Raw genomic sequence first — 25,219 nt, forward strand, 5'->3', positions numbered from 1 at the left:
CGACGCTGGGCAGCGGCACCGACGCCACCGCCGGTCCGGGCGCCGGCGCCGCCATGGCGCGCGCCTGTGCGGCGGCCAGCGCCTCATTGACTGCTTCTGCCGCCGCCGCTGCAGCGGCCCCCAACAGCGAAGTGCGTGGTCGTGTATTGGTCATTTTACCGTCACAGTATGAGGAATTATGTCGTTAAGTGTACTGGCACTGTACTGGTTTTGTCACGTACGATAAACCCATGAATAAAACCACCATTACCCCAGCCCTGCCCACCCACAGCCGCCTGAGCGACGAAACCGCCGGCATGCTGCTTGGCCTGATCGGCGTCGCCATCTTCAGCCTGACGTTGCCCATGACCCGGCTGGCGGTCGGCGGTGCGCCATCCAGCGCCGGCGCCGGCCTGTCCCCGCTGTTCGTCGCCCTGGCCCGCGCCTTGGCCGCCGCTGTACTGGCCGCTGTCTGGCTGTACTGGAAACGCGCGCCGCTGCCGCCACGCCGCGCCCTGCCCGCGCTGGCCATGGTCGCCATCGGCTGCGTGATCGGCTTCCCTTGGCTGACCTCCGTCGCCATGCGCAGTCTGCCGGCCGCCCACGGCGCTGTACTGGTCGGCGTGCTGCCGCTGGCCACTGTGGTGTTTGCGGCGCTGCTGGGCGGTGAAAAACCATCCAAAGGCTTCTGGGTAATGGCCATCTTAGGCTCGGTATTGGTGGTCGGCTTTGCGCTGCGCCAGAGCGGCGGCAGCCTGCACGCCGCCGATGCCGCCATCTTTGCCGCCGTCCTGCTGGCCGGCATGGGTTACGCCGCCGGCGGCCGCCTGTCGCAAACGCTGGGCGGACAACAGACCATCTGCTGGGCGCTGGTACTGGCGGCACCACCGCTGCTGCCGGTGGTCGGCTGGATGGCGTGGCACGAGGCCGCGCAGATCGCCCATGCTTCACTAACCGCGTGGGCCGCTTTCGGCTATGTTTCGGTGTTTTCGATGTTTATCGGCTTCTTCTTCTGGTATCGCGGCATGGCGCTGGGCGGCGTGTCCCGGGTCGGACAAGTACAATTGGTACAGCCCTTTTTATCTGTACTGGGCGCCAGCGCGGTGCTGGGCGAGCCGCTGGAGTTGCAGACCGTGCTGTTCGCAATCGCCGTCATCGCCGTGGTGGGCACGGGACGCAAAATGCAGGTAAAACGCGCCTGATGCCATACAGTATCTTGATTTTGCCCCCACTGTGAGCATCCACGGCGGCAAGAGTACAATAACGGTCTTACCACGTGCAAAACACCTTAATATTTGGATAACCACATGTCTGTTTACGAAAAACTGAAAGCGCTTGATATCACCCTGGCAGCACCGGCCACCCCAGCCGCCGCCTACGTCATGTACGCCCAAACCGGCAATCTGGTATTCCTGTCGGGCCATATCGCCAAACGCGCCGACGGCAGCGTCTGGGTTGGCCAGTTGGGCAAGAACATCGACACCGCCGAAGGCAAGGCCGCCGCGCGCGCCATCGCCATCGACCTGATCGGCACGCTGCAAGCGGCCGTCGGCGGCGACCTGAATCGCGTCAAGCGCATCGTCAAAGTCATGAGCCTCGTAAACTCGACCCCGGATTACACTGAACAGCACCTGGTCACCAATGGCGCCTCCGAGCTGCTGGGCGAAGTCTTCGGCGACGCCGGCAAACACGCCCGCTCCGCCTTTGGTGTCGCTCAAATCCCGCTTGGCGCCTGCGTCGAAATCGAACTGATCGCGGAAGTCGCGTAAGCGGGCGACAGCTTACCCGCTGTCGTTCCTTTTATAAGAGCACGCCACAAGCGCGCTGATTGAATCCTCTTAGTGAGACCTGTATGAAAATCGAAAACTCCAACCCGATCGAGTGGCGCTTCGCTGAACGCGCCGAGCAGCTGCAAGCCTCGTTCATCCGCGAAATCCTGAAAATCACGCAGCAGCCCGAGATCATCTCGTTCGCCGGCGGCCTGCCATCGCCGCTGACCTTCCCGGTCGACGAAATGCAAGCGGCCTTCGACAAGGTGCTGCGCGAGAATGGCAAAGTGGCACTGCAATACGGCCCGACCGACGGCTACACCCCGCTGCGTCAATGGATCGCCGACCAGCTGTCGGTCAACGGCGCCAAGATCGTGCCGGAACAGATCCTGATGACCTCCGGCTCGCAACAGGCGCTGGACCTGCTGGGCAAAGTGCTGATCGACGAAGGCAGCCGCGTGCTGGTCGAAACCCCGTCCTACCTGGGCGCGCTGCAGGCGTTCTCGGTGTACCGTCCTGAATTCAAATCGGTGGAAACCGACGAACACGGCCTGGTGCCGTCGTCGATCGACGCCGTGGCGGAAGGCGCGCGCATGCTGTATTCGCTGCCTAACTTCCAGAACCCAACCGGCCGCTCGATGTCGCTGGAACGCCGCGAGCAGCTGGTGGAAACCTGCGCCCGTCTCGGCCTGCCGCTGATCGAGGATGATCCGTATGGCGCCTTGAGCTACAAGGGCGAGCCGCTGCCGAAGATGGTGGCGATGAACCCGGACGGCGTGATCTACATGGGTTCCTTCTCCAAGGTGCTGACCCCTGGCATCCGCCTCGGCTACGTGTGCGCCCCGCTGCCGCTGGCGCGCCGCCTGGAGCTGGCCAAACAAGCCGCCGACCTGCACACTTCGCAGCTGACCCAGATGGTGGTGCACGAAGTGGTCAAGGATGGCTTCCTGGAACGTCACATCCCGAAAATCCGCCAGCTGTACGGCGACCAGTGCCAGGTCATGCTGGACGCGATGGCGCAGTACTTCCCGGCCGGCGTCGAATGGACCAAGCCGGAAGGCGGCATGTTCATCTGGGTCACGCTGCCGAAGCATGTCGACGCGCTGAAACTGCTGGATGAAGCGATCGCGCAGAAGGTCGCCTTCGTGCCAGGTTCGCCGTTCTACGCCAACGACGCGGCCACCAATACGCTGCGTCTGTCCTTCGTCACCGTGCCGCCGGAACGCATCCGTCACGGCATCGAAGTACTGGGCAAACTGATCGCCGCCAAGATCTAAGTAACACGCCGTGGGCGGCGCTCGCCGCCCACAAAAATACAACAGCAACGCCGCAAACTTTATCACCAAAAGTCACTAAAAACGGTAAAAGCCATAACTTCCCGCCAACATTACTTACACCATTAGGCGCAAGGCTGGCTGCGGATCATGCATCCAAAGCAATTGTAAGAATTCTGCAGCACTTTTTTTCACCTGTAAGCGTTATGAAGCGGTATGATTTGAACGGATAGTCACTTTCAAGTCAGGCCAGCCTTTGTTGAAACACGCCCCTACCAGCCGTGCTTGCCCACTTCGTTGCCGACCCGCGCAACTGCCGTCCCACGCCAACACAACCCACCAGGTTAAAGGCGCATACCAATGAATTCTGGAAGTCTGAGTCATGCCACGCGGCGTGATGCCGCCATATTGATCGTCGACGACGCACCCGAAAATCTCGGCGCACTGCGCAAGATGATGGTCGAACAGGGTTACCAGACCTTTGTGGCCACCAGCGGCGAACGCGCGCTGCGCATCGCCAGCCGCGTGCACCCGGACCTGATCCTGCTCGACATCATGATGCCGGGGATGGACGGCTACGAAACCTGCCGCCAGCTGAAAAGTCAGGCATCGACCCAGCGCATTCCCGTCATCTTCATGAGCGCCCGCACCGACACCGACGACGTAGTGGCCGGCTTCGACCTGGGCGCGGTGGACTACATCAGCAAGCCGCTGCGCATGCCCGAAGTGTGCGCCCGCGTGCGCACCCAGCTGGCCATCCGCAGCCGCAGCGAAACGCACGAAGAACAGGCCGAGCGCCTGCGCACCATCGTCAACAACATGGCCGAGGGTCTGCTGATTATCGAAGCCGATGGCCGCATCCAGTTCACCAACCCGGCCTGCGACAAATACCTGGGCTATCAGGTCGATCAACTGGCCGGACGCAGCATCCACGACCTGTTGAATCCACTGGTGGCGCAGGAATACCTGGACTACTTCGCGCGCTACGCCGCCGCGCCGCAAAGCGCGCACAATCACGGTACGCGCGAAGTCATCATCCGCCATCGCAATGGCAGCTCGGTGTGCATGGACCTGACGCTGACGCCGATGTATCTGCGCCAGCCGCTGTTCATCGGCCTGCTGCATGACATCACCCATCACAAGCAGTCGGAAGACGCCTTGCAGCGCGCCGCCATGGTCGACCCGCTGACCAAGATCGCCAACCGCCGCCACTTCGACACCTTCCTCGAAAAGGAATGGCAGCGCGCCATGCGCAGCGGCCAGCCCTTGTCGCTGGTGGTGCTGGACGTCGACCACTTCAAGCTATACAACGACACCCTCGGCCACGCGGCCGGCGACGCCTGTCTGCAGCAGGTGGCGCAGGCGATCGCCTCGCACGCGCTGCGCCCGACCGATTTGGCGGCGCGCTACGGCGGCGAGGAGTTCGTGCTGCTGTTCGCGGAAACCGATGGCGACTCGTCCTACCTGCTGGCCGAATCGATACGCGCTCACATCGAATCGCTGCAGATCCCGCATCCGCGTTCGACCACTTCGCCGTGGCTGACGGTCAGCATCGGCGTGGCGACCATCCACCCGCATCAACTGGATAACACCGAATCGCTGTTCGTCGCCGCCGACCGCGCCATGTACGTGGCCAAGGAAGGCGGCCGCAATCAGGTACAAGCCACCAAAACCGGCGGCGCCTCGCTGGCCGCCGTCAAAGCGCTGGTGATGCGCTGACACCCGCCGGCGCGCGCAGCGCCTTGAGTCCGAGCGGTACACTACCCGCCAGCGCCAGCGCGGCAAACACGATGACGCCAACGCCGCCGGCATCCTGGAACAAAACGCCGGCGCCCACCGTGCCCAGCGCCACCGCGGCAAACGTCACCACCACGGAGCGCGACAGCAGCGTGCCATCGCGATCCTGCGCCGAGATGAAGCTGTTCAGCACCGCCATGATGCTGTAGAACGCCGCGTTCAGCATCAGCTGTCCGACGAAGAACAGCGCCGCGCTGTGGGCGGTGAAGAAGCACGCCACCGATGCCAGCATCACCGCCAGCGCGCCGATCACCGTCAGCCCGCGCCGCGCCGCCAGCGCCGGTATCGCCGGCACCACGGCGCCGAAGAATCCCAGCAGCGACGACACCGACAGCAGCACGCCAGTCTGCGGCAGCGTCAGGCCGATCCGCTCACCCTGCAGCGCCGATACCGCCCACACGCCAGCCTGCACGCTGTACACGCCGACAAACACGCCCCAGGCCAGCCAAATTCCCAGCATGTCGTGGCGCCGCTCCAGCGCCACGCTGACCGCGCGCGCCGGCATCAGCGACGGCGCGCGCATCGCCACCACGCCCAGCGCCGCCGTCATCAACGCCAATCCTTGCCACACCGCCGCGCCGCTGGCCGCGTCCGGAAATAAAGTCAGCACGGTGAATACGCCGGCTACCACCAGCCCAGATAGCAGCAGTACCAGCCCCCACAAGCGTTCCGCATCCGGATGGCAGGCCAGGCAGATGCCGACCATGACGATCATCTGCGCCTCACACACGCCAGCCGCCAGCCGCAGCGCGGCGAAGGTCGCCACCGGCAGCACCAGCGCGGACACCGCCTGGCATAGCGCCAGCAACAGCAGGGCGGCGCTGGTCAACGCCATCGGCGCGCGCCGCGCCAGCGCCGGCAGCACGATGCAGCCGGCCAGCATGCCGATCATCTCGGCGCCGGTCAGCATGGTGGCCTGTCCTTCGTCCACGTGCAGGCGCGCCATCGCATTGGTCACCAGCAGCGGCATCATGGTGGTGCCGCCGATACCCAGCGCCCAGGCGCAGGAGAGGATCAGCGTCGGGCCGGCCCGGCGGGCGGCACCAACTGGTGTGGTGGTCATGGTCAGTCCCCGGTGACAGACGGCGGCGCCGCCTTTTTTGCAAGCTTACGATGGCGCCGTCGCATAACGGGTCTAAAATGGCCAAAAATGGCACCCAAGCGGCCATTTCACCACAGCGTGATCCAGCCGCCACAAACCGTACTATGCTAACCGCAAAGTTCAGACAAGGAGAGTCCATGCCGGTCAAACCGCATCTTCCCGACGCCGAAGCCGATGTGCCGCCGCACGTCATCCGCCAGGTACTGCAACTGGTGGCGAGCCATGGCCACTCGCCGGAGCGCTTGTGCAAAGGGCTGGGCTTCACGCCGGAGAATCTGTGCGACGCCAATTTCCGCGTCTCCTATCGCCAAACCAGCCTGCTGGTGCGGCGTGCCATGCAGCGCTGGGGCGATCCAGCGATCGGCATCGCCACCGGCGCGCGCCAGACCGTGGTGTGTTTCGGCCTGCCGGGACTGGGCATGCTGACCTGCGCCACGCTGGGCGAAGCCTTTCAGTATCTGATCAAATACCAACGCGCCGCCGGCGCTTTGACCATTAATGAGATGAGCATCCTGGACGAGCACCACTTCGTCACCGAAGTCAGCACCCGCTTTCATGATCCGGAACTGGAACCATTCTTCATCGAGGAGATTTTCGTCAGCGGCGTGGAAGTCTCGCGCGCGCTGGTTGGTTCGCATTTCCGGCCGGCGCGGCTGGAACTACGCTATCCGCGTCCGGAATACGCTGCGGCCTACAGCGAGTACTTCCGCTGCCCGGTCATTTTCAACGCTCCGCTGAATCGCCTGATCTGCGACATGGCCTGGTACCACTGCCCACTGCCGACCCACGATCGCTACATGCGCGACAGCCTGCAAGCGCAGATCGACGAACTGCTGGAGCAGGATACGCCGCGCAACGATCTGGTGGAGTCCATCATGAACGAACTGCGCGGCTCAATCGACGAAGTACCGGCGCTGGCCATGATAGGCGAGGCGCTCAACCTGAGCGAACGCACGCTGCGGCGCCGGCTGGCGGCGCTGGATACCTCCTACCAGCGCCTGGTGGACCAGGTGCGCTATGAGTGCGCGCTGGATCTGCTGAAGCGCAGCGACATGCCGCTGGTGGATATCGCCATGGCCACCGGTTTTACTGATGCCCGCAACTTCCGCCGCGCCTTCAAACGCTGGTGCGGCATGCTGCCCAACCAGATCCGCCAGGGCGCGCCCGCACCGCGCATGCTGATGCCGGAGCGGGCGGCTGCAGCGACGGCCTAGGATAGTTCCCATTTACCGGCGCGGACCTGCACCAATCCACGCCGCCGCAGCGACTCCAGATAGCGCGCATGGCCGCGCAAGCCCTTCTTGCGGAACAGCGGTATCAGCCTTGGCAGCATATTCGGCACCAGCATCGCCAGCCGCACCGTCCATGACTCGCTGATGCGCGGATAACGTTCCAGACAGGGGCTATCCAGCATGCGCATCACCTGCCGGGCCACATCCTCCGGCTGCTGCGGCGGGTCCATGAATTGCAGCGTGTTGCCGCCCTCGATGGCCTCGCGCATCAGCATCGGCGTCTCGGTCGCGGACGGCATCACGCTGCCGATCTTGATCCCATGCCGTTCGGCGTCCATGCCCAGGCAAAGCATCGCGCCACGCAGGCCGAACTTGGTGGCCGAGTAGATGCCGGTTTCCGGCAGCGGAAAAATCCCGCCCAGCGACACGGTGTTGATCACGCGCCCATCGCCAACGCGCTGCAAGGCCGGAAACGCGAGCCGCGTCAACACAATCGGCGACAGCAGATTGATATTCAGCTCACCGAGGATATTCTCCACCGAGCGCTCTTCGAAATGACCGGTGCCGGTGATGGCCGCGTTATTGATCAGGATATCCAGCCTGCCGTAACGCTCCTGCACCAACGCCAGCAAATCCGGCAGCTTGTTGAAATCGGTCAGGTCGATCGCCACGCCGGTCGCGGACGGCCCCAGCTCCATGGTGGCGCGATCCAGCGCGGCTTGATCCCGGTCCGCCAGTACACACTGGATGCCACGCTCAATCAAGCCGCGACAGATTGCTCGTCCAATGCCGCCGGCACCGCCGGTAATCAGCGCCACGCGCGCCGTTGCGGATGTCGTCATGCAGCTCCCCTTCCCAACTGTATCCATACCGTCTTGGTTTCGGTGTACTGGTCATGCGCCTGCAGCGATTTTTCACGGCCGCCGAAGCCGGACTCCTTGTAGCCGCCGAATGGCACACCGGTGTCGCCCTCGGAGAAACAATTGACCGACACGGTACCCGCCCGGATCGCCTTCGCCACGCTGTGCGCCGCATCCAGGCTGCCGGTGTAGACCGATGAGGCCAGGCCGTAACTGGTGTCGTTGGCGATGGCCACACCCTCCGCCAACTCGTCGAACGTCAGCACCGACAGCACCGGGCCGAAAATCTCTTCGCGGGCAATCGTCATCGACGGCCGCACGTCGTCAAAGATGGTCGGCTCAACGAAGCTGCCGCCACTATCCTGCCGTACCTGGTGGCCACCGTAGACCAGCCGCGCGCCCTGCGCCTTGCCGCCATCGATATAGCCCAGCACGCGCCGCATGTGCTGCGGCTCGATCATCGCGCCCACCCGCGTGGAGGGATCGAGCGGATCGCCAACCCGCCATTCATCGAAGGCGCGCTTGACCTGCTCCAGCAATTCGTCCTTGCGCGAGCGATGCACGATCAGCCGCGATCCGGCGCTGCAGTTTTCACCCTGACAGAACAACGCGCCCAGCGCCACCTGCTGCGCTACTGCCGCCAGATCGTGCGCATCGGCCAGCACCAGCGCGGGGCTCTTGCCGCCGCATTCCAGCACCACGCGCTTCATGTTCGACTCGGCGGAATACTTGAGGAACAGCCGCCCCACTTCGCCGGAACCGGTGAAGCTGATGCAATCGATATCGCGATGCCGTCCCAGCGCCTGCCCCACCGTCTCGCCATAGCCCGGCACGATATTCAGCACACCTTCCGGCACGCCGGCTTCCAGCGCCAGCCGTCCCAGCACCAGCGCCGTCAGCGTGGTTTGTTCGGCGGGCTTGATGACGATGGAATTGCCGCTGGCGAGCGCCGGTCCGATCTTCCAGCCGGCCAGATAGATCGGGAAATTCCACGGCAAGACCGCGCCCACCACGCCGATCGGTTCGCGCACGATCATGGCCACGATGTCCGGCGCGGTGGGCGCCACCTGGTCGTACAGTTTGTCGGCCGCTTCCGCATGCCAGCGCAGGCTTTCTATCATGTCCGGCAGATCGGCCGACAGCGCGTCGCGTATTGGCTTGCCGGAGTCCAGGCTTTCCATCAGCGCCAGCGTCTCCAGGTTGGCCTCGACCAGATCGGCAAAACGCAGCAATACCTTCTTGCGATGCTTGGGCGAGGCGCGCGACCAGTCGCCACGCTCGAACACGCGCCGCGCGGCGCCGACCGCATCATCCACCTCCAGCGCGCCGCAGCGGGCGATGCCGGCCAGCCGCTTGCCGGTGGCTGGATTGATGGTGTCGAATTCTTCAGCGGAGATGGCGTTGACGAAGCGGCCATCAATCAGCGCGCGGGTTTCAAAGTCCAGCTGCGCGGCCTGCTGCTGGTAGTAAGCATAGTTTTTTTCCATGCCGCGCTCCTCAAGCCGCCGCGCGCAGGCCGACCGGCTGCGCGGCCGCGCTATCCACGCGCAGCTTGTCGTAGTAATTTTCGGTCAGCTCCGGCCAGCCCATCTTGCGACGCAGGCGCTTCAGGTAGGACTTCAGGGCATGCGCTTCCAGATACACCTCATGCCGTTGCGACTGCACGAACTTCAAACCGCCGGACAAATCGGGATTGTCGCGCTCAATCAGCGCATCGAAACGGCTTGCGCTGGCGGGATTGTCCAGCTGATCGCGCAAATAGGCCGCGATCATGAAGGCTTCCGTGTCGAACAGCTTGTAGGCGCTGGAATTGGTCTCCACGTAGCCGATGCCGAACAGATTGCGGTGATCGCGGCTGAACATCGACAGATACAACTGCGGCCTGCCGCCACGCCATTCGAAGTATTCGGCGGCATACTTGCAGCTCCATTTGTAGCCGGTGGCGTAGATCACCAGATCCAGTTTCTCCCGGCTGCCATCCTTGAACACGACATCATCACCGTCGTAGTGGGAGATGTCCGGCTTGACCGCGATATTGCCATGCTGGAGATTGTGCAGCAGTTGGGAATTCAGCAGTGGGTGACTCTCAAACAGCTTGTGGTCCGGCTTGGGCAGGCCAAAGCGTGTGAGATCGCCGGTGAACATCTTCAACAACAAACTCATGACCGGACGCGCCACCCAGATCGGCAGCGGCGGGCCGCTCTCGCCCACCTGATCGGCCGGAATACCAAACAAATGCTTGGGAATGAAATGATAGCCGCGCCGCATGCTGATGAAGGCGCGGTACGCGCGATTGGCGGCATCGCAGGCGATATCGGCACCCGAGTTGCCGGCGCCGACGATCATCACCCGCTTGCCGGCAAATTCGTCGCTGCTCTTGTAGGTGACCGAATGCCGTATCTCGCCGTTGAACTGTCCCTTCACCTGCGGCATATTCGGGTCCCAATTGCAGCCAGTGGCGCAGATCACCGCCAGGTAACGGCGACGCGTGCCGTCACCCAGCGTCACCAGCCACTTGCCGCTGTCCTCCTTGTGCACATGCTGCACCGGCGTATTGAAGCGGATCGCCTGGCGCAGGCCAAACGCTTCCGCATAGCTGCGCACGTAACCGAGTATCTGCTGGTTGGTCGGATAGTCGGGATAGGAGCTCGGCATCGGGAAGCCGATAAAGCCGGACAAATCGCGCGATGAAATGAAATGCGCCGATTCATAAATCGGGCTGCCCGGATTCTGCATATCCCAGATGCCGCCCACGTCAGAATGCCGCTCGAACTGTTCATAGCCCAGATTCATCGCCTTCAGCGCGCGCGCCGCCGACAAGCCGCCCGGCCCCGCCCCCACCACGCACACCGCGTTGCCGCAATCGACAATCTCGTTGCTCATTTTTTGATCTCCCCATAGTTGAATGTCCTGGCTTCATTGTGCAAACAAAGATCGTCACGCATGGGGGCTAAAAGGACAGCGGGGGAGCCGAAGCGGCCACGCAACAGCTGGGCGGTTTGGCCGCGTCAGCGTCCTTTAATGTCCGATCCGGCCCCCGGCGCGACAAGGCGCGCGTCTACATTGAAAAAAAATCACACAACCGAGGAGAGATCTTGAAGTCACCACACATGCGCATACTTGCGCACAGCATCGCCCTCGCCTTCGCCGGCTCGCTGGTTCCGCACGCAGCGCAGGCGGACGACGATATGCAGAAGGTGATCGTCACCGCGCAATCGCGCGCGCAGTCGGCGCAGGAAGTGCCGATCTCGATGGAAGTGGTCACCGCGCGCGACATTCAGAATCTGGGCGCGCGCAACCTCGGCGATCTGACCGGCTATCTGCCTGGCCTGCAGGTCGACGCCACCCAGGCCACGCAGCCGGTATTCGGCATTCGCGGCGTGCAGGCGGGCGATTTCGGCATCGGCACCGACACCCCGGTCGGCATTTATGTCGACGGTGTCTATACCGGCAAAACCGGCGGCGCGCTGATGAACTTCATCGACATACAGCGGGTGGAGGTACTCAAAGGGCCGCAAGGCACGCTGTTTGGCCGCAACAGCGCGGCCGGCGCCATCTCGGTGGTCACCAATGAGCCCGACGCCGAGTTCGACGCGGCCGGCCATATCAAGGTGGGCGACTACGGCCGCGCCAATCTGGATGCGATGCTCAACGTGCCGCTGGGAGACAGCACCGCCGCGCGCCTGGTGTTCGTGCGCGCCAGCAGCGATGGCTGGGTGCGCAATGCCAGCACCGGCAGCCGCACCGCCGGCGACAACTCATGGGCCACGCGGCTGGCCGTCAAACAAAAACTCGGCGACGCGGCGCTGGTGCTGTCGTGGGAACACGAGCAGTTGCGCCAGCATGGCTGGCCGGCGTTCGGCGTGGTCAAGGATACCTCGCTGCCGATGGCCGGCTACACCGGCGTCTATGATGCCGCCTATGTCGCCAACTTCAGCGATCCGCGCAAGGCGGCGCTGGAGAACGATATCGATGGCGGTGAGTCCCGCAACTTCGATGGCGTGACGCTGCGCGCCGACATACCGCTGGGTGGCGTGACGCTGCGCTCCATCACGGCCTACCGCACCTTCTCCTCGCGCAACCTGACCGACAACGACGGCACCGCGCGCGTCGACTTCATGCTGGCCACGCAGGACCAGAAGAAGGCGTACAACTGGCAGCAGGAATTCAAACTGTCCGGTTCCAACGACCGCCTGGACTGGGTTGCGGGCCTTAGCTTCTACGACAACCGCGAACGCCAGCGCAGCTCCGCCATCGTCAACACCGCCACCCTCGACAGCATCAGCCTGATGCAAGGCGGCGGCGCCGATTTCGCCAACCTGTTCGCGGGTCTCGGCATGGCCGGCGTGCCTGGCGTCGACGGCAATTCAGTATTCAGCTGGCAGGAGGACAACTACGCCACACTGCGCACGCGCGCCGCCTCGGTCTACGGCGACTTGATCTGGCGCCTGGCGCCCGAAACGCGCTTGACTACGGGCCTGCGCTGGAGCCGCGACCGCAAGCAGATGCAGTGGTATGTGCCAGGCCGGCAGTCCGCGGCGCTGGACGCGCTGCTCAACACCTACGGCCCGGCGGCCGGCATCGACGCTTCCGCGCTGCCGGCCAACGTGATCTTCGCCGCCGCAGGACCGCTGGCCGCCACGCCGGTCAACGCCTCGCACAGCTGGAGCGACTGGAGTCCGCGCCTGGTGCTGGACCATAAGCTGACGCCAGACCTGCTGCTGTTTGCCTCGCTGTCGCGCGGTTATCAGGCCGGCGGCTTCAATGTGTTCACGCCGCCGAATCCCGCGTCATCCGATCCGCGCGAACGCGATCCGAGTTTCAGTCCGGAGAAGATGACCAATCTGGAGCTGGGCTTCAAGCTGTACGCGCCATCGCTGCGCGCCACGCTGAATGGTTCCCTGTTTGCCTACCGCTTCAAGAACCTGCAGGACGTCAAACTGGGTGGCAGCAGCGCCATCCCGACTTACAACATCATCAACAGCGACCAAAAGGCCAAAGGGCTGGATCTGGATGGCCGCATCCGCATCACGCCGCGCCTGACGGCGTTCGCGGGACTGGAATTCATCGATCAGACCTACCAGCGCTTTGCCACCAGCGACACCAGCGGCGCCACGCTCAACCTGTCCGGCCAACCGGTCGGCACGCCGTTCTTCAACGGCATGGCCGGCATCAACACCAACTGGGAAGCACTCAACGGCCGCATGAGCGCCACGCTGCAGGGCAGCTATCACAGCAAATCGCGCTGTAACGACGACACGCGCGCCTTGCAATGCCTGAATTCTCCGGCCTTCAGCACCGGTACCGCCGGCAGCAAAGCCGATCTGCGGCTGGGCTGGGACACGGCCAATGGCAAGTTCGGCATCGGCCTGCTGGTCAACAATCTGTTCGACAAACGCTATGTCTACAACCTGGATGGCCAGACCAAAGCATTCGGCCTGCCCTATGCCAGTGTCACCGCGCCACGCACCATCGCCGTCGAATTGCGCGGCAGCTTATAACTGCTCGGGATAGCCGGTGATATCGGCGATTTGCCGGTACATCGGCTGCAGCTGCTTGTACATCTTGAGATAGACGCGCCGATAAAGCTGCTCGTAGATTTTGCGGTTGGCGGCGATCGGCTGGAACACCTGGCCCGGCCGCGTCATGGCGCGGATGGCGCGATCGAAATCCTGGTGCAGTCCGAGGCCGACCGCCACCGCGATCGCCGCGCCCAGGCCTGAGGTCTCATACACGTGCGCGCGCGCCGCCGGCAAGCCGAAGATGTCGGCGCTCAGCTGCATGGCGGCGTCGCTTTGCGAACCGCCGCCGGCGATGCGCAGTTCCGTCACCGCGACGCCGCTGCGATTTTCGATTCGCTCCTTGCCTTCCCTGAGCGCATAGGCTAGCCCCTCCAGGATCGCGCGGTACATATGGGCGCGCGTGTGCACGTCGCCGAATCCGATCATGGCGCCTTTGGCTTCCGGCCCTGGCGTGCGCACGCCGGGACTCCAGTAGGGCTGTAGCATCAAGCCCATGGAGCCTGGCGGCACGCTATTCACCAACTGGTCGAACAGCGCTTCCGCCGCCATGCCCTGCTCCGCCCCGGCCATCTGCTCCAGATGGCCGAACTGCTCCTTGAACCAGTTGACCATCCAGTAGCCACGGAAGATCTGTACTTCGGTGCTGTAGGCGCCTGGTATCGCCGCCGGATACGGTGGGATAAAGGGTGTGACTTCGATGTATTTGCGGCTGGTGGTGTTGATGGTGGCGGTGGTGCCGTAACTCAGGCAGGCGATGTGCGGCGCCAGTCCGCCGGCACCGATCACTTCGCAGGCTTTGTCGGCGGCGGCGGCCACCAGCGGCGTGCCTTCGGGGATGCCGGTCGCTGCGGCTGCGGCGGCGGTGATGGCGCCGATGACAGTGCCCGGCGCTACCAGTTCCGGCAGCATGTCCTTGCGGATCTTCAGCGCGTCCCATTTCCAATCACGCGCGCCGGCCCATTGGTGCCGCTTGTAGTCGAACGGCAGATAGGCCACCTGCGAGCCGGTCGAATCAACCATGCGTCCGCACAGCCGGTAATTGAGAAAGCCGGACAGCAGCAGATATTTGTGAGTGCGCGCCCAGATCTCCGGCTGGTGTTCGGCAATCCAGTTGATTTCGGCCTCGCGGCGGAAGTAGGCGATGGTGTTATCCACCCGCGCCGCCTTGAACGCGGCGCGCCACCACCAGCGCAATGGCGGTTGCTCGCCGGCGCGACGCTGGTCCAGCCAGGTGATGGCGGGCCGCAGTACCTTGCCGTCGCGGTCGAGGTTGAGCACCGTGCCACGCTGGGTGGTCACGGCCACGCCCCGGACCGCGCTGCGTGGGATGCTGGTGGTTTGCCACAGCTGCTGGCAGGCGGCGGCCACGGCGTCCCAGTAGCCGTCGGCGTCATGCTCGGCCCAGCCGGGATGCTCGGAAAAGTAGGCTTGCAGATGGATCTGCGATTTGGCGGCGAGGTTGCCGTTCAAGTCGAACAGCAGCGCGCGCACGCTCTGCGTGCCATTGTCGATGGAAAGCAGGTATTGGTCTGCCATGATGTGTCTCTTTTATTTTGTCGGCAGGCTGTAATGGGATTGCCATAGCGTCTGGTACGCGGCCTGTTCGTCGTCCCAGCGCTGGTCGCTCCAGCCGAGTTCCGGCTGGCAGATGTCGCGTATGCGCGGCAGGATGTCGGCGCCGCCGCCGCGCAACTGGATGCCGATGCGGGTGCGGCGCAGCAGCAGGTCTTCCAGCTTGCACACATCTTCGTGGCGCGCGGCCCAGCGCAGTTGTACCCACAGGGTTTCGGTGCCGGGGATGCAGGCCAGTTCGCCGGCTTGGGCTGTGCCGACCAGCGCCTGTGCCTGGGCGCCGTAGCGGCCCTGCAGTCGCTGCGCCTGACCGGGCGGCAGTTCCGGCGTGTAACGCAGCTTGGGCGTGCGCGCAAAGACGGCTTGTGGCGTTAGCCGTTCGCGCAGTTCCGGCAAACGCGTGGCGGCCAGCTTGAGGGTATCGAGGGCGATCACGCGGAAAGTGGTCAGCTTGCCGCCGGTGACGGTGAGCAGGCCGTCTTCCAGCCACAGTGCGTGGTCGCGGGTTTCCTTTGATGGATCGGCTTTGCCGCTGTCGATGACGGGACGTACGCCGGCGTAGGTGGCGATGATGTCGGCGTCGTTCAGGTGCAGTTGCGGGAATTGGGTGTGCAAGGCGGCCATCAGATAGTCGCATTCGGCGCGGGTGATCGCGGCTTCGCGCGACAGATCGGCGCCGTGGTCGACGTCGGTGGTGCCGACCAGTGTCACGCCTTCCCATGGATAGGCGAAGACGGGGCGGCCGTCGGCCGGATGCATCAGGCTAATGGCCTGCGCCAGCGGCAGCCGCCAGGCCGGCAGCAGCAGATGACTGCCGCGCAAAGGTCGCAGGCGTTGCGGCAACGATTGCCGCGATGCCTGCACGCCGCCAGGCGAGGTGGCCGCCGACGCAGATCGCGGCCCGGTCTGCGCCCGCAACTGGTCGGCCCAGGCGCCGGTGGCGTTGATGACCAGCCGCGCACGCACCTCATACTCCTCGTCGCTCAAACCATCGCGCAAACTCACGCCGCACACGCTGCCCTCGCCGCGCATGTCGCTGTCCGCCTCAACGCCGCCGGGCGATGTCGCGCCATCCCGCAGCAGCGCTTCGACGGCCATGTAGTTCAACGCCACAGCGCCATGCGCGCGGGCTTCCTGCAGCACGCGCAGCACCAGCCGCGCGTCGTCGGTCTTGGCGTCGGTGTAGACCATTCCGCCCTGCAGCCCCTCGGTCGCTACATTCGGCGCCAGCGCCGCAAACTCGTCGCGCGAAAAATAATGACGCCCGTGCTGCCCCGCCATGCGATCGTAAATCGCCAACCCGGCCAGGAAAGCGCGCCGGCCCGGCTTGCGTCCCACATAATCGCCAAACGCAAAGCTCTGCGGCTCCACCAGCCCCGCCGCCTGACGCAGCAAATGCTCGCGCTCATGCACCGACTCCCGCGTCAGCGCAAACTGTCCCTGCTTCAGATACCGCAAACCGCCATGCACCAACTTTGAAGACCTGCTCGACGTACCCCACGCGAAATCGCGTTGCTCCACCAGCAGCACCCGCAACCCGCGCCGCGCCGCCTCCAGCAAAATACCGGCCCCGGTGATGCCACCGCCGATCACCACCAGATCCCAAGCCCCTGCCAGCATGCCGGCGCGCGCGTTCATGACAGCAGCTTCCCCGGATTCATGATCTGCTGCGGGTCCACATGCTCGAACAGCGAGCGCATCACCGACATCCCCAGCCGCCCCTTCTCCGCCGCCAGATACGGCGCATGATCCAGCCCTACGCCATGCTGATGGCTGATGGTGCCGCCGTTCCCCACAATCGACATCGACACCGCCTTCTTCAAGGACTTCCAGCGCGCCAGATCGGTTTCGTAGTCACCCGCCAGCCGATACACAAAAGTGCTGTACACACTGGCCCCCTGCGCGTACAAATGCGACAGATGCGTGTAAGCGTGCACCTGCTCCCCATGCGACTTGAGCGCCGCCGCAGCCGCCGCCTCCACCGACCGCATCATGATTTCCACGCGCGGCCAGTCCACCGCCGTCTCCACCGTATCGATGGCATAACCGTGCGACCATGCCGCATTGCGCAGATAGACATTGCGGAAGCGGTTCTGCTTCCACTTCTCGCCCATGAAGCGGCCGACGTGCACGCCGCCATGCGGCTGCGCCAGCACCAGCGCCTCGCGCAGCGCCGCCCGCGCCAAAGCGCGCCGACCGCTCACGCCCACCATCAGCATGCACTTGCCGTCGCCGCAGCCGCGCAGCGACAGGTAACGCTCCAGCAGACCAATCAGCTTGCGGTGGCCGGCCAGCGCCAGCATGGTCACCGTCTCCAGTGAATTCGACAAGCGCAGCATGGACAGCGACAGGCCGGCCTGCACAATCTGCCGCACCGCCGTCTCCGCCGCCGCCCAATTCGGGAAGAACACCGCATGGAATGCCTCGTACTCCGGCATCGGCGTCACCCGCACCGTGGCCTCGGTCAGGATACCCAGCCGCCCCTCCGATCCCAGCACCAGCTCGCGCAGATCGGTGCCGGCCGCCGATGCCGGAAAAGTCGGCAGATGCAGCGTGCCGGACGGCGTCTCCACCGAGCCGCCACGGAACATCTGCTCGATCCGCCCATAGCGCAAGGACTGCTGGCCGGACGAACGGGTGGCGACCCAGCCGCCCAGCGTCGAATACTCGAACGATTGCGGGAAATGGCCCAGCGTATAGCCGCGCGCCCGCAGTTGCGCCTCCAGGTCCGGCCCCAGCACGCCGGCGCCAAAGGTCGCCAGCTGCGACTCGGTGTCCAGATACTGCAACTGCCGCATGCGCGTCATGTTCACCGCCAGCACCGGCTGGCTGCCGCCCGGTGCCGTCAGATGGCCGGCCACGCTGGTGCCGCCGCCCTGCGGGATCACCGCCACGCGGTACTGCTGCGCATAATCCAGCAGATCGCGCACATCCTGCGCACTCTCCGGATACGCCACGCCATCCGGCGCGGTGCCGATCACGCCATAGCGCAGCCGCAGCCAGTCCGGCAGGCTCTGGCCCAGCGCATTGCGCAGCCGGACCTCGGGCGATACCTCGATCAGCCGGTGCGGCGGCAGCCGCGACACGCCCAGCTGCGCGCAGGCTTGCGCAAAGCCGGCGTCCGCCACCGGCGTACCGGCGCCGACACGCTGCGCGAGAAACGCCAGCGCGTCGCCGTTCAGCGCAAACTCCACCGACTCATCACCCCATCCGTTCCAGCGCTTCATTGTATACTCCGAATATTGACGACTTTAGAGTAAAACAATGCCGCCCGCCGGTATTGCGCATTCATGCCATCCGCCTTGTTAGATCATGCCAGGCGCGTCGCCGGCTCTTACCTGCAACCGCTATTGGAAGCCGCCGCTCAGCGCGGCGTTACACCGCAAGCGCTGGAGCAGGCCGCCGGCCTCGCCGCCGGCTCGCTGGACCCGCTGCCGGAATCCCTGCCCGCCGACGACTACGTGCGCCTGCTCGACATCGGCGCCACGCTGGCCGACGATCCCCACTTCGGCCTGCACGTCGGCCAGTGCGTCAAGCTGGGCACCTATACCGTGTATGGCCTGATCCTGCTCAGTTGCCGCGACTTCGGCCACGTGTTCGAGCAAACTATGCGCTACGAGCAGCTGGCGCACGATCTGGGCCGCTCCGCGATCGACATCGATGACGACACCGCCTACTACACCTGGCACAGCAACTACGGCAGCCAGCACCGTCATCTGGCCGACAGCGTGTTTGCCGGCATCCGCGTATTCAGCAACTGGCTGGCCGGGATCACGCTGCCGGCCCACCAGCTGACGCTGACGCACGACGGCGGTCCGCCCGAACTGCGCGACGAATACGTGCGCGTGCTGGGCGACATGCCGGTATTCGGCGCCGAAGCCAACGTCGCCAGCTTCAACGCCATGATGTTGTCCTGGCCCGTGCCCAACGCCGACGTCAGTCTGTATCCGGTCCTGCAGCAGCACGCCGAACAGCTGCTGCTACAGCGCGCAGCCAGTCAGCCGTCGATCACGCATCAGGTGCAGGCGGCAATCGCGGCCAGCCTGTCGCGCGGACAGGTGCGGTTGGCCAGCGTGGCCGAGGAATTGAAACTGACGCCGCGCACGCTGCAGCGCAAGCTGAGCGAGTCCGGCGCCACCTTCCAGCAGTTGCTGGATCAGGTGCGCTTTGAACTGGCCAAGGATTATCTGCGCCGCCCCGAACTGGGACTGGTGGATATCGCCTTCCTGCTCGGCTACCAGGAGCAGAGCGCCTTCAACCACGCCTTCAAGGAATGGGCCGGCGTCAATCCGGGCGCCTGGCGCAACGGCTAGATCGCTTTGCCGCGCACCCGCATGAAGGGACCGAGGCAGCGTTGCGTGTTACGCTCGGCGCACATCAGGAACATGTCGCCGCCGGGATGGAATTTCAGATAGCTGGTGACCGGCTTGCCCGGCTTGGTGATCTCGCCGCTGCAATCCCGCTTGCCGTTGTCCTTGACGATGGTGTCGACTTCTTTGTAGAAGCCGTTCTTGTCCGGCTGGTCTTCAATGGTGAAGCTGGACTCGGCCACCTCCTCGTTGCTGAACACCAGCGTGGTGCCGTCGGCGCGGATGCGGTAAGTCTCGCTGCACGAGCCGTCCGGCAGCGTGATGCGCCAGATGCCGATGACGGGATGGTCGTGCCGCAGCGACGCGGGCGCAGCCGCAGTGGCCATTGTGGCCATTGCGGCCGTCATCGCCATCATCAAAGCCAGCATCCGCATCGCACACCTCCGCTTATTTTTCCGCCGCCGCCTTCATCTTGGCGAGACCGCTTTCAAACGACGGTCCGATCATGCTGTCCAGGCTAACGAACACCGTCATCAGCTTGGTCATGAAGTCGCTATCGCCGGACATGGTCCAGTTCACCGTGGTGGTGTCGCCCTGTGGCGCCAGAATGAACTCCGTGACCGATGACGACGCGCGCGGCGCCAGGAAGTCCAGCTTGATGCCGACCTTGGCCGGCGTCAGGCTCACCACTTCCATGCGGCCGGAACCCACCTCCTTGTTACCCTCCCAAGCATAGACCGCGCCGAGATCCTTGGGCGCACCGCTGAAGGTGCGCTTCATATTCGGGTCCAGGTTTTCCCAAGGCGACCACTGCGCCCAGTTGTGGAAGTCGCTAATCAGCGGAATGATCTTTTCCGGCGGTGCCTTGATGCTGACCGAGCGCTGCACGCTGTAAGTGGCCGGCTGCATGGCCGCTACGCCCAGCAGAATCACAATCAGCGCCGCCAGCACAATAACAATTTTTTTGAACATGGCCTTCCCCCTGTTGTTGGATTTATGACTGCACCAGCCGCACCGGCAGCACATCCGGTGTCATGGTGAAGGTGAAGCACTCGCGCGCCGGTGCAGCACCGGGCACACGCTCCAGCCGGAACTGCCGCGCCAACATCGCCATCACCATCTTGATCTCGGCCATCGCCAGGTAACGCCCCGGACAGAAGCGTGGCCCGGCGCCAAACGGGAACACCTTGCGGCCCGGATCATCGCCCGGCCCATGGGCGCCGTCCAGCCAGCGCTCCGGCAGAAACTGGTCCGGTTGCGACCACTCGGCGTCGCGCTCGGACGCGTGGCGCAGCAGCAGGAAGATCACCGTCCCCTCCGGCACCGCCAGGTCGCCCAACGTCACATCCTGCGTGGTTTCGGCCGCCATGAACGGCGCCACCGGTTTCAATCGCATCGCTTCGCGGGTGGCGGCATCCACATATTTAAGCTGGTCCAGCTGATGATAGTCGTCCAGCACCGCGCGCGCGCCCAGCACCTGTTGTGCCTCTTCGCTCATGCGCGCCGCCGCCTGCGGATAATCGGCCAGGAAGTCGATCAGCCAGGCCATGGTGTTGGAGGTGGTGTCCTCGCCGGCAAACACCATGGTGATGGCATTGCCCACCACCTCGGCATCGCTGAAGCCCGAATCCGGCTCGTCGCGGGCGACGATCAGCGCCTCCAGCATATTGGAAGGCTTGGCGCGCAGCGCCGGATTCTGCGCGATGCGTTTGCGCGCCTCGGCGATAAACCCGAAGATGGCCTGCTGGATGCGCGCCGAGGCGGCAATGGCCTCGTGATCCTGCGCCCGCCGCAGCACCGGCACCCGCCAGTAGGCGAACGGCGAAGTCAAACGCTTCGCCACCAGTTTGAACAGGAATTCGATATCGCGCTGCAGCGGATGCTCCTCCAGCTCCAGCGTGTTGATGTCCTGCCCCATCGCCAGGCCGATGGTCACGTCCAGCGTGTACGCCTTCAGATCGCGCAGCAGGTCGACCGGCTGGCCGGCGGCCAGCGCGCGCTCCCAGCGCAGCCGCAAGCGTTCGGTCATGGCGGTCAGCGTGGGGAAGAAGTTATGGATCACTTCCGGCGTCAGCGCCCGCATCACCAGCTTGCGCTGGCGGCGCCATTCCTCGCCCTCGGCGGTGAACAGGCCGCGCGTGCCGACTTCATTCAGCATGTCCGCGCTGCGGGTGGAACGGCGTATCAGGTCCGGCCGGTCGCGCAACATGGTGGCGATCAGATCGCGGTCGGCGGTGGCCAGCATGGTCCGGCGCATGATGCGGAAGCGGTACAGCGGCCCGTACTCGCGCCCCCAGCGTTCCATCACCTGGTGAAAAGGCTGGGCGCGAATATCGCGGATGTTACCGAACAGCGGCCGCCCCTGCGGCCCGGGCAGCTCGGCGATGCTGCGTAGCGGCGCCATCCCCGGCGTCAGTTCTATCGTGTTTTTTTCCATAGTTGTCCGTCTCCGCGTACACTAATGTCTCCATAATGTTGACGATATACTCACTTGCCGGGGGATGCAATGCTGTCGCATGTTTATGTGGGAATTAACAACTTCGAACCATCGCTGGCGTTTTACAAGGCAGTGATGGTGACGCTGGGCACGCGCCTGCGCTTTGTCGACGCCAGCCGTCCCTGGGCCGCGTGGCAGCCGGCGGAAGGCGCGCGGCCGCTGTTCATCATCGGCGCGCCCTATGACGGCCAGGCCGCCGACAGCGGCAATGGTCAGATGGTGGCGTTAATGGCCAGCTCGCGCGCCATGGTGGACCGCGCCTACGACGCCGCCCGCGCCCACGGCGGCATCTGCGAAGGTGCGCCGGGACTACGGCCGCAATACCACGCCAACTACTACGGCGCCTACTTCCGCGACCCGGACGGCAACAAGCTGGCAGTGGTCTGCCACGAGCCCCAGTCGGAATAAGGCTTACTGCTCGGGGTAGAGCACCACCTGCAGATAATTGTTGGTGTCCAGGTAGCGCTGCGCGGCTTGCTGGATGTCGGCCGTGGTCAGCGCGTTGACACGGTCTTCGTAGGTCAGGATTTCGTCCGGATTGTTATTGTTGAAGAAGGCGTTCTGCAGCGACGCCATCCAGTAGCCGTTTTCGCGCAGCCCCTTGCGGTAGCCCTTGATCCACGATGCCTTGACCTTGTTCAGGTCCGCCTCGTCGATACCATCGCGCTGCACCTTCTGGATCTCGGCAAAGGTCGCGGCCAGCACCTTGTCCACATTCTCCGGCGCACACGGCAGCGTGGCGTTGATGTTGAAGTTACCGTAAGGGATGCGGCTCATGCTGCCGCTCATGCCGCCGCTGTACATCGCGCCCATCTTCTCGCGCAGGGTTTCAATCAGCTTGATGTTCATGACTTCGATCAGCGCCTGCATACGCATGCGCGACGGACGCGAATACTCGACGTCACCGGTGAAGGACAGCGAAATGGTGCTCTTCGGCTCCGCGCCTGCATGCACCTCTTTCTTCACCACGCCCTTGATCGGCCGCACGCCTTCATCCTTGAAGGCGACCGGAATCTCGCCCACCGGCAGGCTGGCCAGATAGGTTGCCAGCAGCGGCTTGAGCTTCTCCACATCGAAACTGCCGACAATGAAGAAGGTGAAATCGCGCGCGCTCGACATACGGCTGTTGTAGATGTCCAGCACGCGGTCCAGCGCCAGTTGATCGAAATCGGCCGGCTTGGCGGCACGCAGCACGCGCGGGCTGTTGTTATACAGCGTGGCGGTCACGGTGTCGTAGAACTTCGACTCCGGCCGCGCCAGATTGTTCTGTGCCAGCTCGCGCTGACGGTCGACATAAGCGGTGTAGATCGCGTTATCCTTGCGCGGCTGCGTCATCTGCAGATAGACCAGCTGCAGCATGGATTCCACGTCATCGCGCCCGGAGCTGCCGCCCACCGATTCATTGAGCGAGCTGACATTGGCGCTGGAACTGACGCTCTTGCCAGCCAGGACTTTGCCCAGATCGTTGGGCGAATAATTCAGCACGCCCATCTGACCGACGATGCTGCTGGCATAGTGCGCGGCGAAGACATCGCTGTCCGGCAGCAGCGACCAGCCGCCGTAGCGCAAGCCGCCCAGGATCACCTGATCGTTATTGAAGTCGGTCGGCTTCAGCACCACCTTGACGCCGTTGCTCAGCGTGAGCTGGGTGGTGCCGATTTTTTCGTTGTAGGTTTCAGCGACGATGCTGCCGGACTTGGGCGGCACCGGCATCAGCTGGTTGGCGTAGACCTTCTCCTGCAGCGGCTTGACGGCGATGCGCTCGGCGGCGGTGGCGGTGGTCACCAGCTCCTGCGGCTTGGGCTGCACGATGCCCGGCTTGTCGACGCCACTGTAGATCACCAGCTTGCTCTGATTGTCCGGAATCGCCGCGCGCACCGCCGCATTCACTTCAGCCACCGTAATCCCCGGTATCAGCTCGTTGGCGTAACGGTATTCGGCGGCGATGCCCGGAATGGTTTCCTGTTCAAGGAAATTGCGGATGTATTCGGACGCATAGCCGGACGAATCGGATTTATCGCGCTCGTTATACAGGCGTTCGTAATTGCGCAGCATGCCCTTTTTGGCGCGCTCCACTTCGGCCTCGGTAAAGCCGTACTGGCGCGCGCGCTGATCTTCCTCCACCAACGCGTTGATGGCCGGCGTCACGCCGTCCTTGCCCAGCACCGCGCCGGCGCCAAAGGAGCGGTAGCCGCGCACGATCTTGTTCATGCCGCTGCCGCCTTGCAGGAATGGCGGATTGGCCTGCTGCGTCAACTCGTACATGCGCTGGCTGAGAATAAAGCTGTACATGCCCTCGATCAGCTTCTGGCGATAGTCCGCGATATTGTCGCCGGCCGGCCAGGACTGGATCGGATAACGGATGTAGACGGTGTTGGCGCTGACTTCCTTGTCGGTGAAGACGATGCCCTCGGAATCCTGGCGCTCCGGGATTTTGGCGTATTCACGCGGACGCGGATGGGCCGGATTTTTCAGCTTGCCGAAATGCTGCTCGATCAGGCGCTGGGCTTCGGCCGGGTCGATATCGCCCACCGCCACCACCGCCATCAGCTCCGGACGATACCAGTCCCGGTAAAAGCGCTTGATGGCGTCGTACTTGAAGTGCTTGATGATCTCTTCCTGCCCGATCGGCATGCGCTGTGCGTAGCGCGAGCCGTTCAACACCTTGGGCAGCACCACCTTGTTCATGCGGTCGTCCACGCCTTTGCCGAGGCGCAGTTCTTCCAGCACGATGGCGCGCTCGCTGTCGATGTCTTCGTTATTGAAGGATACGCCGTGCGCCCAGTCTTCCAGCACCTGGAAGCCCTGCTCCACCACTTCCTTTTTATCGGTGGGGATGGGCAGGATGTACACGGTTTCGTCGAAGCTGGTGTAGGCATTGAGGTCTGCACCGAACTTCACGCCGATCGACTGCAGGTAAGACACCATCTCGTTGCGCTTGAAATGGGTCGAGCCGTTGAAGGCCATGTGCTCGGTGAAGTGGGCCAGCCCTTGCTGATCCTCGTCTTCAAGGATGGAGCCGGCCTTGACCACCAGCCGCAGCTCCAGCTTTTTCTCGGGGCGGCTATTCTGCTGGATGTAGTAAGTCAGCCCATTGGCCAATTTGCCAACCTTAACCTGGGGACCAACCGGTATCTTGTCGCTAAGCTTCAGCGCTGGCAGATTGTCGGCTTGCGCCAGAAAAGAACACGCCAACAAGACAGCGCCAGACAGGGTACGCAGGTTAAGCAGCTTCATTCCGAATGCACAAAATGTAAGAGAACAGCTACCTTACACCGAAACCCGCGATTTAGGCTAAAATCCTT

Annotated in this window: 19 protein-coding genes; 8 read left to right on the top strand and 11 right to left on the bottom strand. The window is 63.9% G+C overall.

Annotation, left to right across the window (positions count from 1 at the left end):
- Window positions 1-230: 230 nt before the first annotated feature.
- The 4 genes from GJ699_RS28970 to GJ699_RS28985 all read left to right on the top strand — a co-directional run bounded on the left by GJ699_RS28970 (window position 231) and on the right by GJ699_RS28985 (window position 4,741).
- Window positions 231-1,181, top strand: coding sequence for a DMT family transporter (locus GJ699_RS28970; protein WP_229262352.1), 951 nt, complete (start codon window positions 231-233; stop codon window positions 1,179-1,181).
- Between the two features lie 105 nt (window positions 1,182-1,286).
- Window positions 1,287-1,748, top strand: coding sequence for a RidA family protein (locus tag GJ699_RS28975; RefSeq protein WP_154382907.1), 462 nt, complete (start codon window positions 1,287-1,289; stop codon window positions 1,746-1,748).
- Between the two features lie 83 nt (window positions 1,749-1,831).
- The gene (locus GJ699_RS28980) at window positions 1,832-3,025 is read left to right on the top strand and encodes an aminotransferase-like domain-containing protein (RefSeq protein WP_154382908.1); all 1,194 of its coding nucleotides are present in this window, start codon (window positions 1,832-1,834) and stop codon (window positions 3,023-3,025) included.
- 357 nt (window positions 3,026-3,382) lie between these two features.
- Window positions 3,383-4,741, top strand: coding sequence for a diguanylate cyclase domain-containing protein (locus tag GJ699_RS28985; RefSeq protein WP_154382909.1), 1,359 nt, complete (start codon window positions 3,383-3,385; stop codon window positions 4,739-4,741).
- Here the strand turns inward: GJ699_RS28985 and GJ699_RS28990 are convergent.
- A complete protein-coding gene (locus GJ699_RS28990) occupies window positions 4,719-5,882 on the bottom strand; it encodes an MFS transporter (RefSeq protein WP_154382910.1) in 1,164 nt (387 codons plus the stop codon). The genes GJ699_RS28985 and GJ699_RS28990 overlap by 23 nt on opposite strands.
- A gap of 176 nt (window positions 5,883-6,058) precedes the next feature.
- Here GJ699_RS28990 and GJ699_RS28995 point away from each other — a divergent pair, with 176 nt between their 5' ends.
- Window positions 6,059-7,135 carry an AraC family transcriptional regulator gene (locus GJ699_RS28995; protein WP_195763675.1) on the top strand — a complete coding sequence of 359 codons (1,077 nt, stop codon included), beginning with the start codon at window positions 6,059-6,061 and terminating at the stop codon, window positions 7,133-7,135.
- Here GJ699_RS28995 and GJ699_RS29000 read toward each other — a convergent pair.
- From GJ699_RS29000 to GJ699_RS29010, 3 genes are read right to left on the bottom strand one after another with little or no spacing between them, the layout of a single operon-like run.
- The gene (locus tag GJ699_RS29000; RefSeq protein ID WP_154382912.1) at window positions 7,132-7,995 is read right to left on the bottom strand and encodes an SDR family NAD(P)-dependent oxidoreductase; all 864 of its coding nucleotides are present in this window, start codon (window positions 7,993-7,995) and stop codon (window positions 7,132-7,134) included. The two genes, GJ699_RS28995 and GJ699_RS29000, sit on opposite strands and share 4 nt — an antisense overlap.
- Window positions 7,992-9,500 carry an aldehyde dehydrogenase gene (locus tag GJ699_RS29005; RefSeq protein ID WP_154382913.1) on the bottom strand — a complete coding sequence of 503 codons (1,509 nt, stop codon included), beginning with the start codon at window positions 9,498-9,500 and terminating at the stop codon, window positions 7,992-7,994. The genes GJ699_RS29000 and GJ699_RS29005 overlap by 4 nt, the downstream gene beginning before the upstream one ends.
- Before the next feature lie 10 nt (window positions 9,501-9,510).
- Window positions 9,511-10,896: a flavin-containing monooxygenase gene (locus tag GJ699_RS29010; RefSeq protein ID WP_154382914.1), complete on the bottom strand. Its 1,386-nt coding sequence runs from the start codon at window positions 10,894-10,896 to the stop codon at window positions 9,511-9,513.
- A 212-nt stretch (window positions 10,897-11,108) separates the two neighbouring features.
- Between GJ699_RS29010 and GJ699_RS29015 the strand changes: the two genes are divergently transcribed.
- A complete protein-coding gene (locus tag GJ699_RS29015; protein WP_229262353.1) occupies window positions 11,109-13,514 on the top strand; it encodes a TonB-dependent receptor in 2,406 nt (801 codons plus the stop codon).
- On the opposite strand, the gene GJ699_RS29020 is transcribed toward GJ699_RS29015, so the two are convergent.
- From GJ699_RS29020 to GJ699_RS29030, 3 genes are read right to left on the bottom strand one after another with little or no spacing between them, the layout of a single operon-like run.
- Window positions 13,509-15,071 (bottom strand): FGGY-family carbohydrate kinase, encoded by a 1,563-nt coding sequence (locus GJ699_RS29020; protein ID WP_154382915.1) that lies wholly within the window; start codon window positions 15,069-15,071, stop codon window positions 13,509-13,511. The genes GJ699_RS29015 and GJ699_RS29020 overlap by 6 nt on opposite strands.
- Window positions 15,072-15,083: 12 nt before the next feature.
- Window positions 15,084-16,745, bottom strand: a complete 1,662-nt coding sequence (locus tag GJ699_RS29025) for a glycerol-3-phosphate dehydrogenase/oxidase (RefSeq protein WP_154382916.1) — start codon at window positions 16,743-16,745, stop codon at window positions 15,084-15,086.
- A complete protein-coding gene (locus tag GJ699_RS29030) occupies window positions 16,742-18,334 on the bottom strand; it encodes an FAD-binding oxidoreductase (protein ID WP_154382917.1) in 1,593 nt (530 codons plus the stop codon). The genes GJ699_RS29025 and GJ699_RS29030 overlap by 4 nt, the downstream gene beginning before the upstream one ends.
- 63 nt (window positions 18,335-18,397) lie before the next feature.
- Between GJ699_RS29030 and GJ699_RS29035 the strand changes: the two genes are divergently transcribed.
- Entirely contained in the window at window positions 18,398-19,420 is a 1,023-nt protein-coding gene (locus tag GJ699_RS29035; RefSeq protein ID WP_154382918.1) for an AraC family transcriptional regulator, read from the top strand.
- Here GJ699_RS29035 and GJ699_RS29040 read toward each other — a convergent pair.
- Genes GJ699_RS29040 through GJ699_RS29050 form a run of 3 tightly spaced genes read right to left on the bottom strand, consistent with a single transcriptional unit; the run spans window position 19,417 to window position 21,854 of the window.
- Window positions 19,417-19,851 (bottom strand): hypothetical protein, encoded by a 435-nt coding sequence (locus GJ699_RS29040; RefSeq protein ID WP_154382919.1) that lies wholly within the window; start codon window positions 19,849-19,851, stop codon window positions 19,417-19,419. The two genes, GJ699_RS29035 and GJ699_RS29040, sit on opposite strands and share 4 nt — an antisense overlap.
- Window positions 19,852-19,864: 13 nt before the next feature.
- Window positions 19,865-20,389, bottom strand: a complete 525-nt coding sequence (locus GJ699_RS29045) for an SRPBCC family protein (RefSeq protein ID WP_154382920.1) — start codon at window positions 20,387-20,389, stop codon at window positions 19,865-19,867.
- Window positions 20,390-20,411: 22 nt separating this feature from the next.
- Window positions 20,412-21,854, bottom strand: a complete 1,443-nt coding sequence (locus GJ699_RS29050; protein ID WP_154382921.1) for a cytochrome P450 — start codon at window positions 21,852-21,854, stop codon at window positions 20,412-20,414.
- Between the two features lie 69 nt (window positions 21,855-21,923).
- Here GJ699_RS29050 and GJ699_RS29055 point away from each other — a divergent pair, with 69 nt between their 5' ends.
- Window positions 21,924-22,322, top strand: a complete 399-nt coding sequence (locus GJ699_RS29055) for a VOC family protein (protein ID WP_154382922.1) — start codon at window positions 21,924-21,926, stop codon at window positions 22,320-22,322.
- A 3-nt stretch (window positions 22,323-22,325) separates the two neighbouring features.
- Here the strand turns inward: GJ699_RS29055 and GJ699_RS29060 are convergent, their stop codons facing one another.
- Complete coding sequence (locus GJ699_RS29060; protein WP_154382923.1) at window positions 22,326-25,151, bottom strand: M16 family metallopeptidase; 2,826 nt, start codon at window positions 25,149-25,151, stop codon at window positions 22,326-22,328.
- Window positions 25,152-25,219 lie beyond the last annotated feature (68 nt).

This window comes from Duganella guangzhouensis (genome assembly GCF_009674535.1).
Lineage (GTDB): Bacteria > Pseudomonadota > Gammaproteobacteria > Burkholderiales > Burkholderiaceae_D > Rugamonas > Rugamonas guangzhouensis.

Excerpts from the sequence above, each read along its gene's own strand:
- GJ699_RS28995 (WP_195763675.1), top strand. The coding sequence starts at position 6,059 with ATGCCGGTCAAACCGCATCTTCCCGACGCCGAAGCCGATGTGCCGCCG.
- GJ699_RS28990 (WP_154382910.1), bottom strand. The coding sequence starts at position 5,882 with ATGACCACCACACCAGTTGGTGCCGCCCGCCGGGCCGGCCCGACGCTG.
- GJ699_RS29045 (WP_154382920.1), bottom strand. The coding sequence starts at position 20,389 with ATGTTCAAAAAAATTGTTATTGTGCTGGCGGCGCTGATTGTGATTCTG.
- GJ699_RS28975 (WP_154382907.1), top strand. The coding sequence starts at position 1,287 with ATGTCTGTTTACGAAAAACTGAAAGCGCTTGATATCACCCTGGCAGCA.
- GJ699_RS29010 (WP_154382914.1), bottom strand. The coding sequence starts at position 10,896 with ATGAGCAACGAGATTGTCGATTGCGGCAACGCGGTGTGCGTGGTGGGG.
- GJ699_RS29025 (WP_154382916.1), bottom strand. The coding sequence starts at position 16,745 with ATGAACGCGCGCGCCGGCATGCTGGCAGGGGCTTGGGATCTGGTGGTG.
- GJ699_RS29040 (WP_154382919.1), bottom strand. The coding sequence starts at position 19,851 with ATGCGGATGCTGGCTTTGATGATGGCGATGACGGCCGCAATGGCCACA.
- GJ699_RS28980 (WP_154382908.1), top strand. The coding sequence starts at position 1,832 with ATGAAAATCGAAAACTCCAACCCGATCGAGTGGCGCTTCGCTGAACGC.
- GJ699_RS29060 (WP_154382923.1), bottom strand. The coding sequence starts at position 25,151 with ATGAAGCTGCTTAACCTGCGTACCCTGTCTGGCGCTGTCTTGTTGGCG.
- GJ699_RS28970 (WP_229262352.1), top strand. The coding sequence starts at position 231 with ATGAATAAAACCACCATTACCCCAGCCCTGCCCACCCACAGCCGCCTG.
- GJ699_RS29020 (WP_154382915.1), bottom strand. The coding sequence starts at position 15,071 with ATGGCAGACCAATACCTGCTTTCCATCGACAATGGCACGCAGAGCGTG.
- GJ699_RS29000 (WP_154382912.1), bottom strand. The coding sequence starts at position 7,995 with ATGACGACATCCGCAACGGCGCGCGTGGCGCTGATTACCGGCGGTGCC.
- GJ699_RS29050 (WP_154382921.1), bottom strand. The coding sequence starts at position 21,854 with ATGGAAAAAAACACGATAGAACTGACGCCGGGGATGGCGCCGCTACGC.
- GJ699_RS29030 (WP_154382917.1), bottom strand. The coding sequence starts at position 18,334 with ATGAAGCGCTGGAACGGATGGGGTGATGAGTCGGTGGAGTTTGCGCTG.
- GJ699_RS29035 (WP_154382918.1), top strand. The coding sequence starts at position 18,398 with ATGCCATCCGCCTTGTTAGATCATGCCAGGCGCGTCGCCGGCTCTTAC.
- GJ699_RS29055 (WP_154382922.1), top strand. The coding sequence starts at position 21,924 with ATGCTGTCGCATGTTTATGTGGGAATTAACAACTTCGAACCATCGCTG.
- GJ699_RS29005 (WP_154382913.1), bottom strand. The coding sequence starts at position 9,500 with ATGGAAAAAAACTATGCTTACTACCAGCAGCAGGCCGCGCAGCTGGAC.
- GJ699_RS28985 (WP_154382909.1), top strand. The coding sequence starts at position 3,383 with ATGAATTCTGGAAGTCTGAGTCATGCCACGCGGCGTGATGCCGCCATA.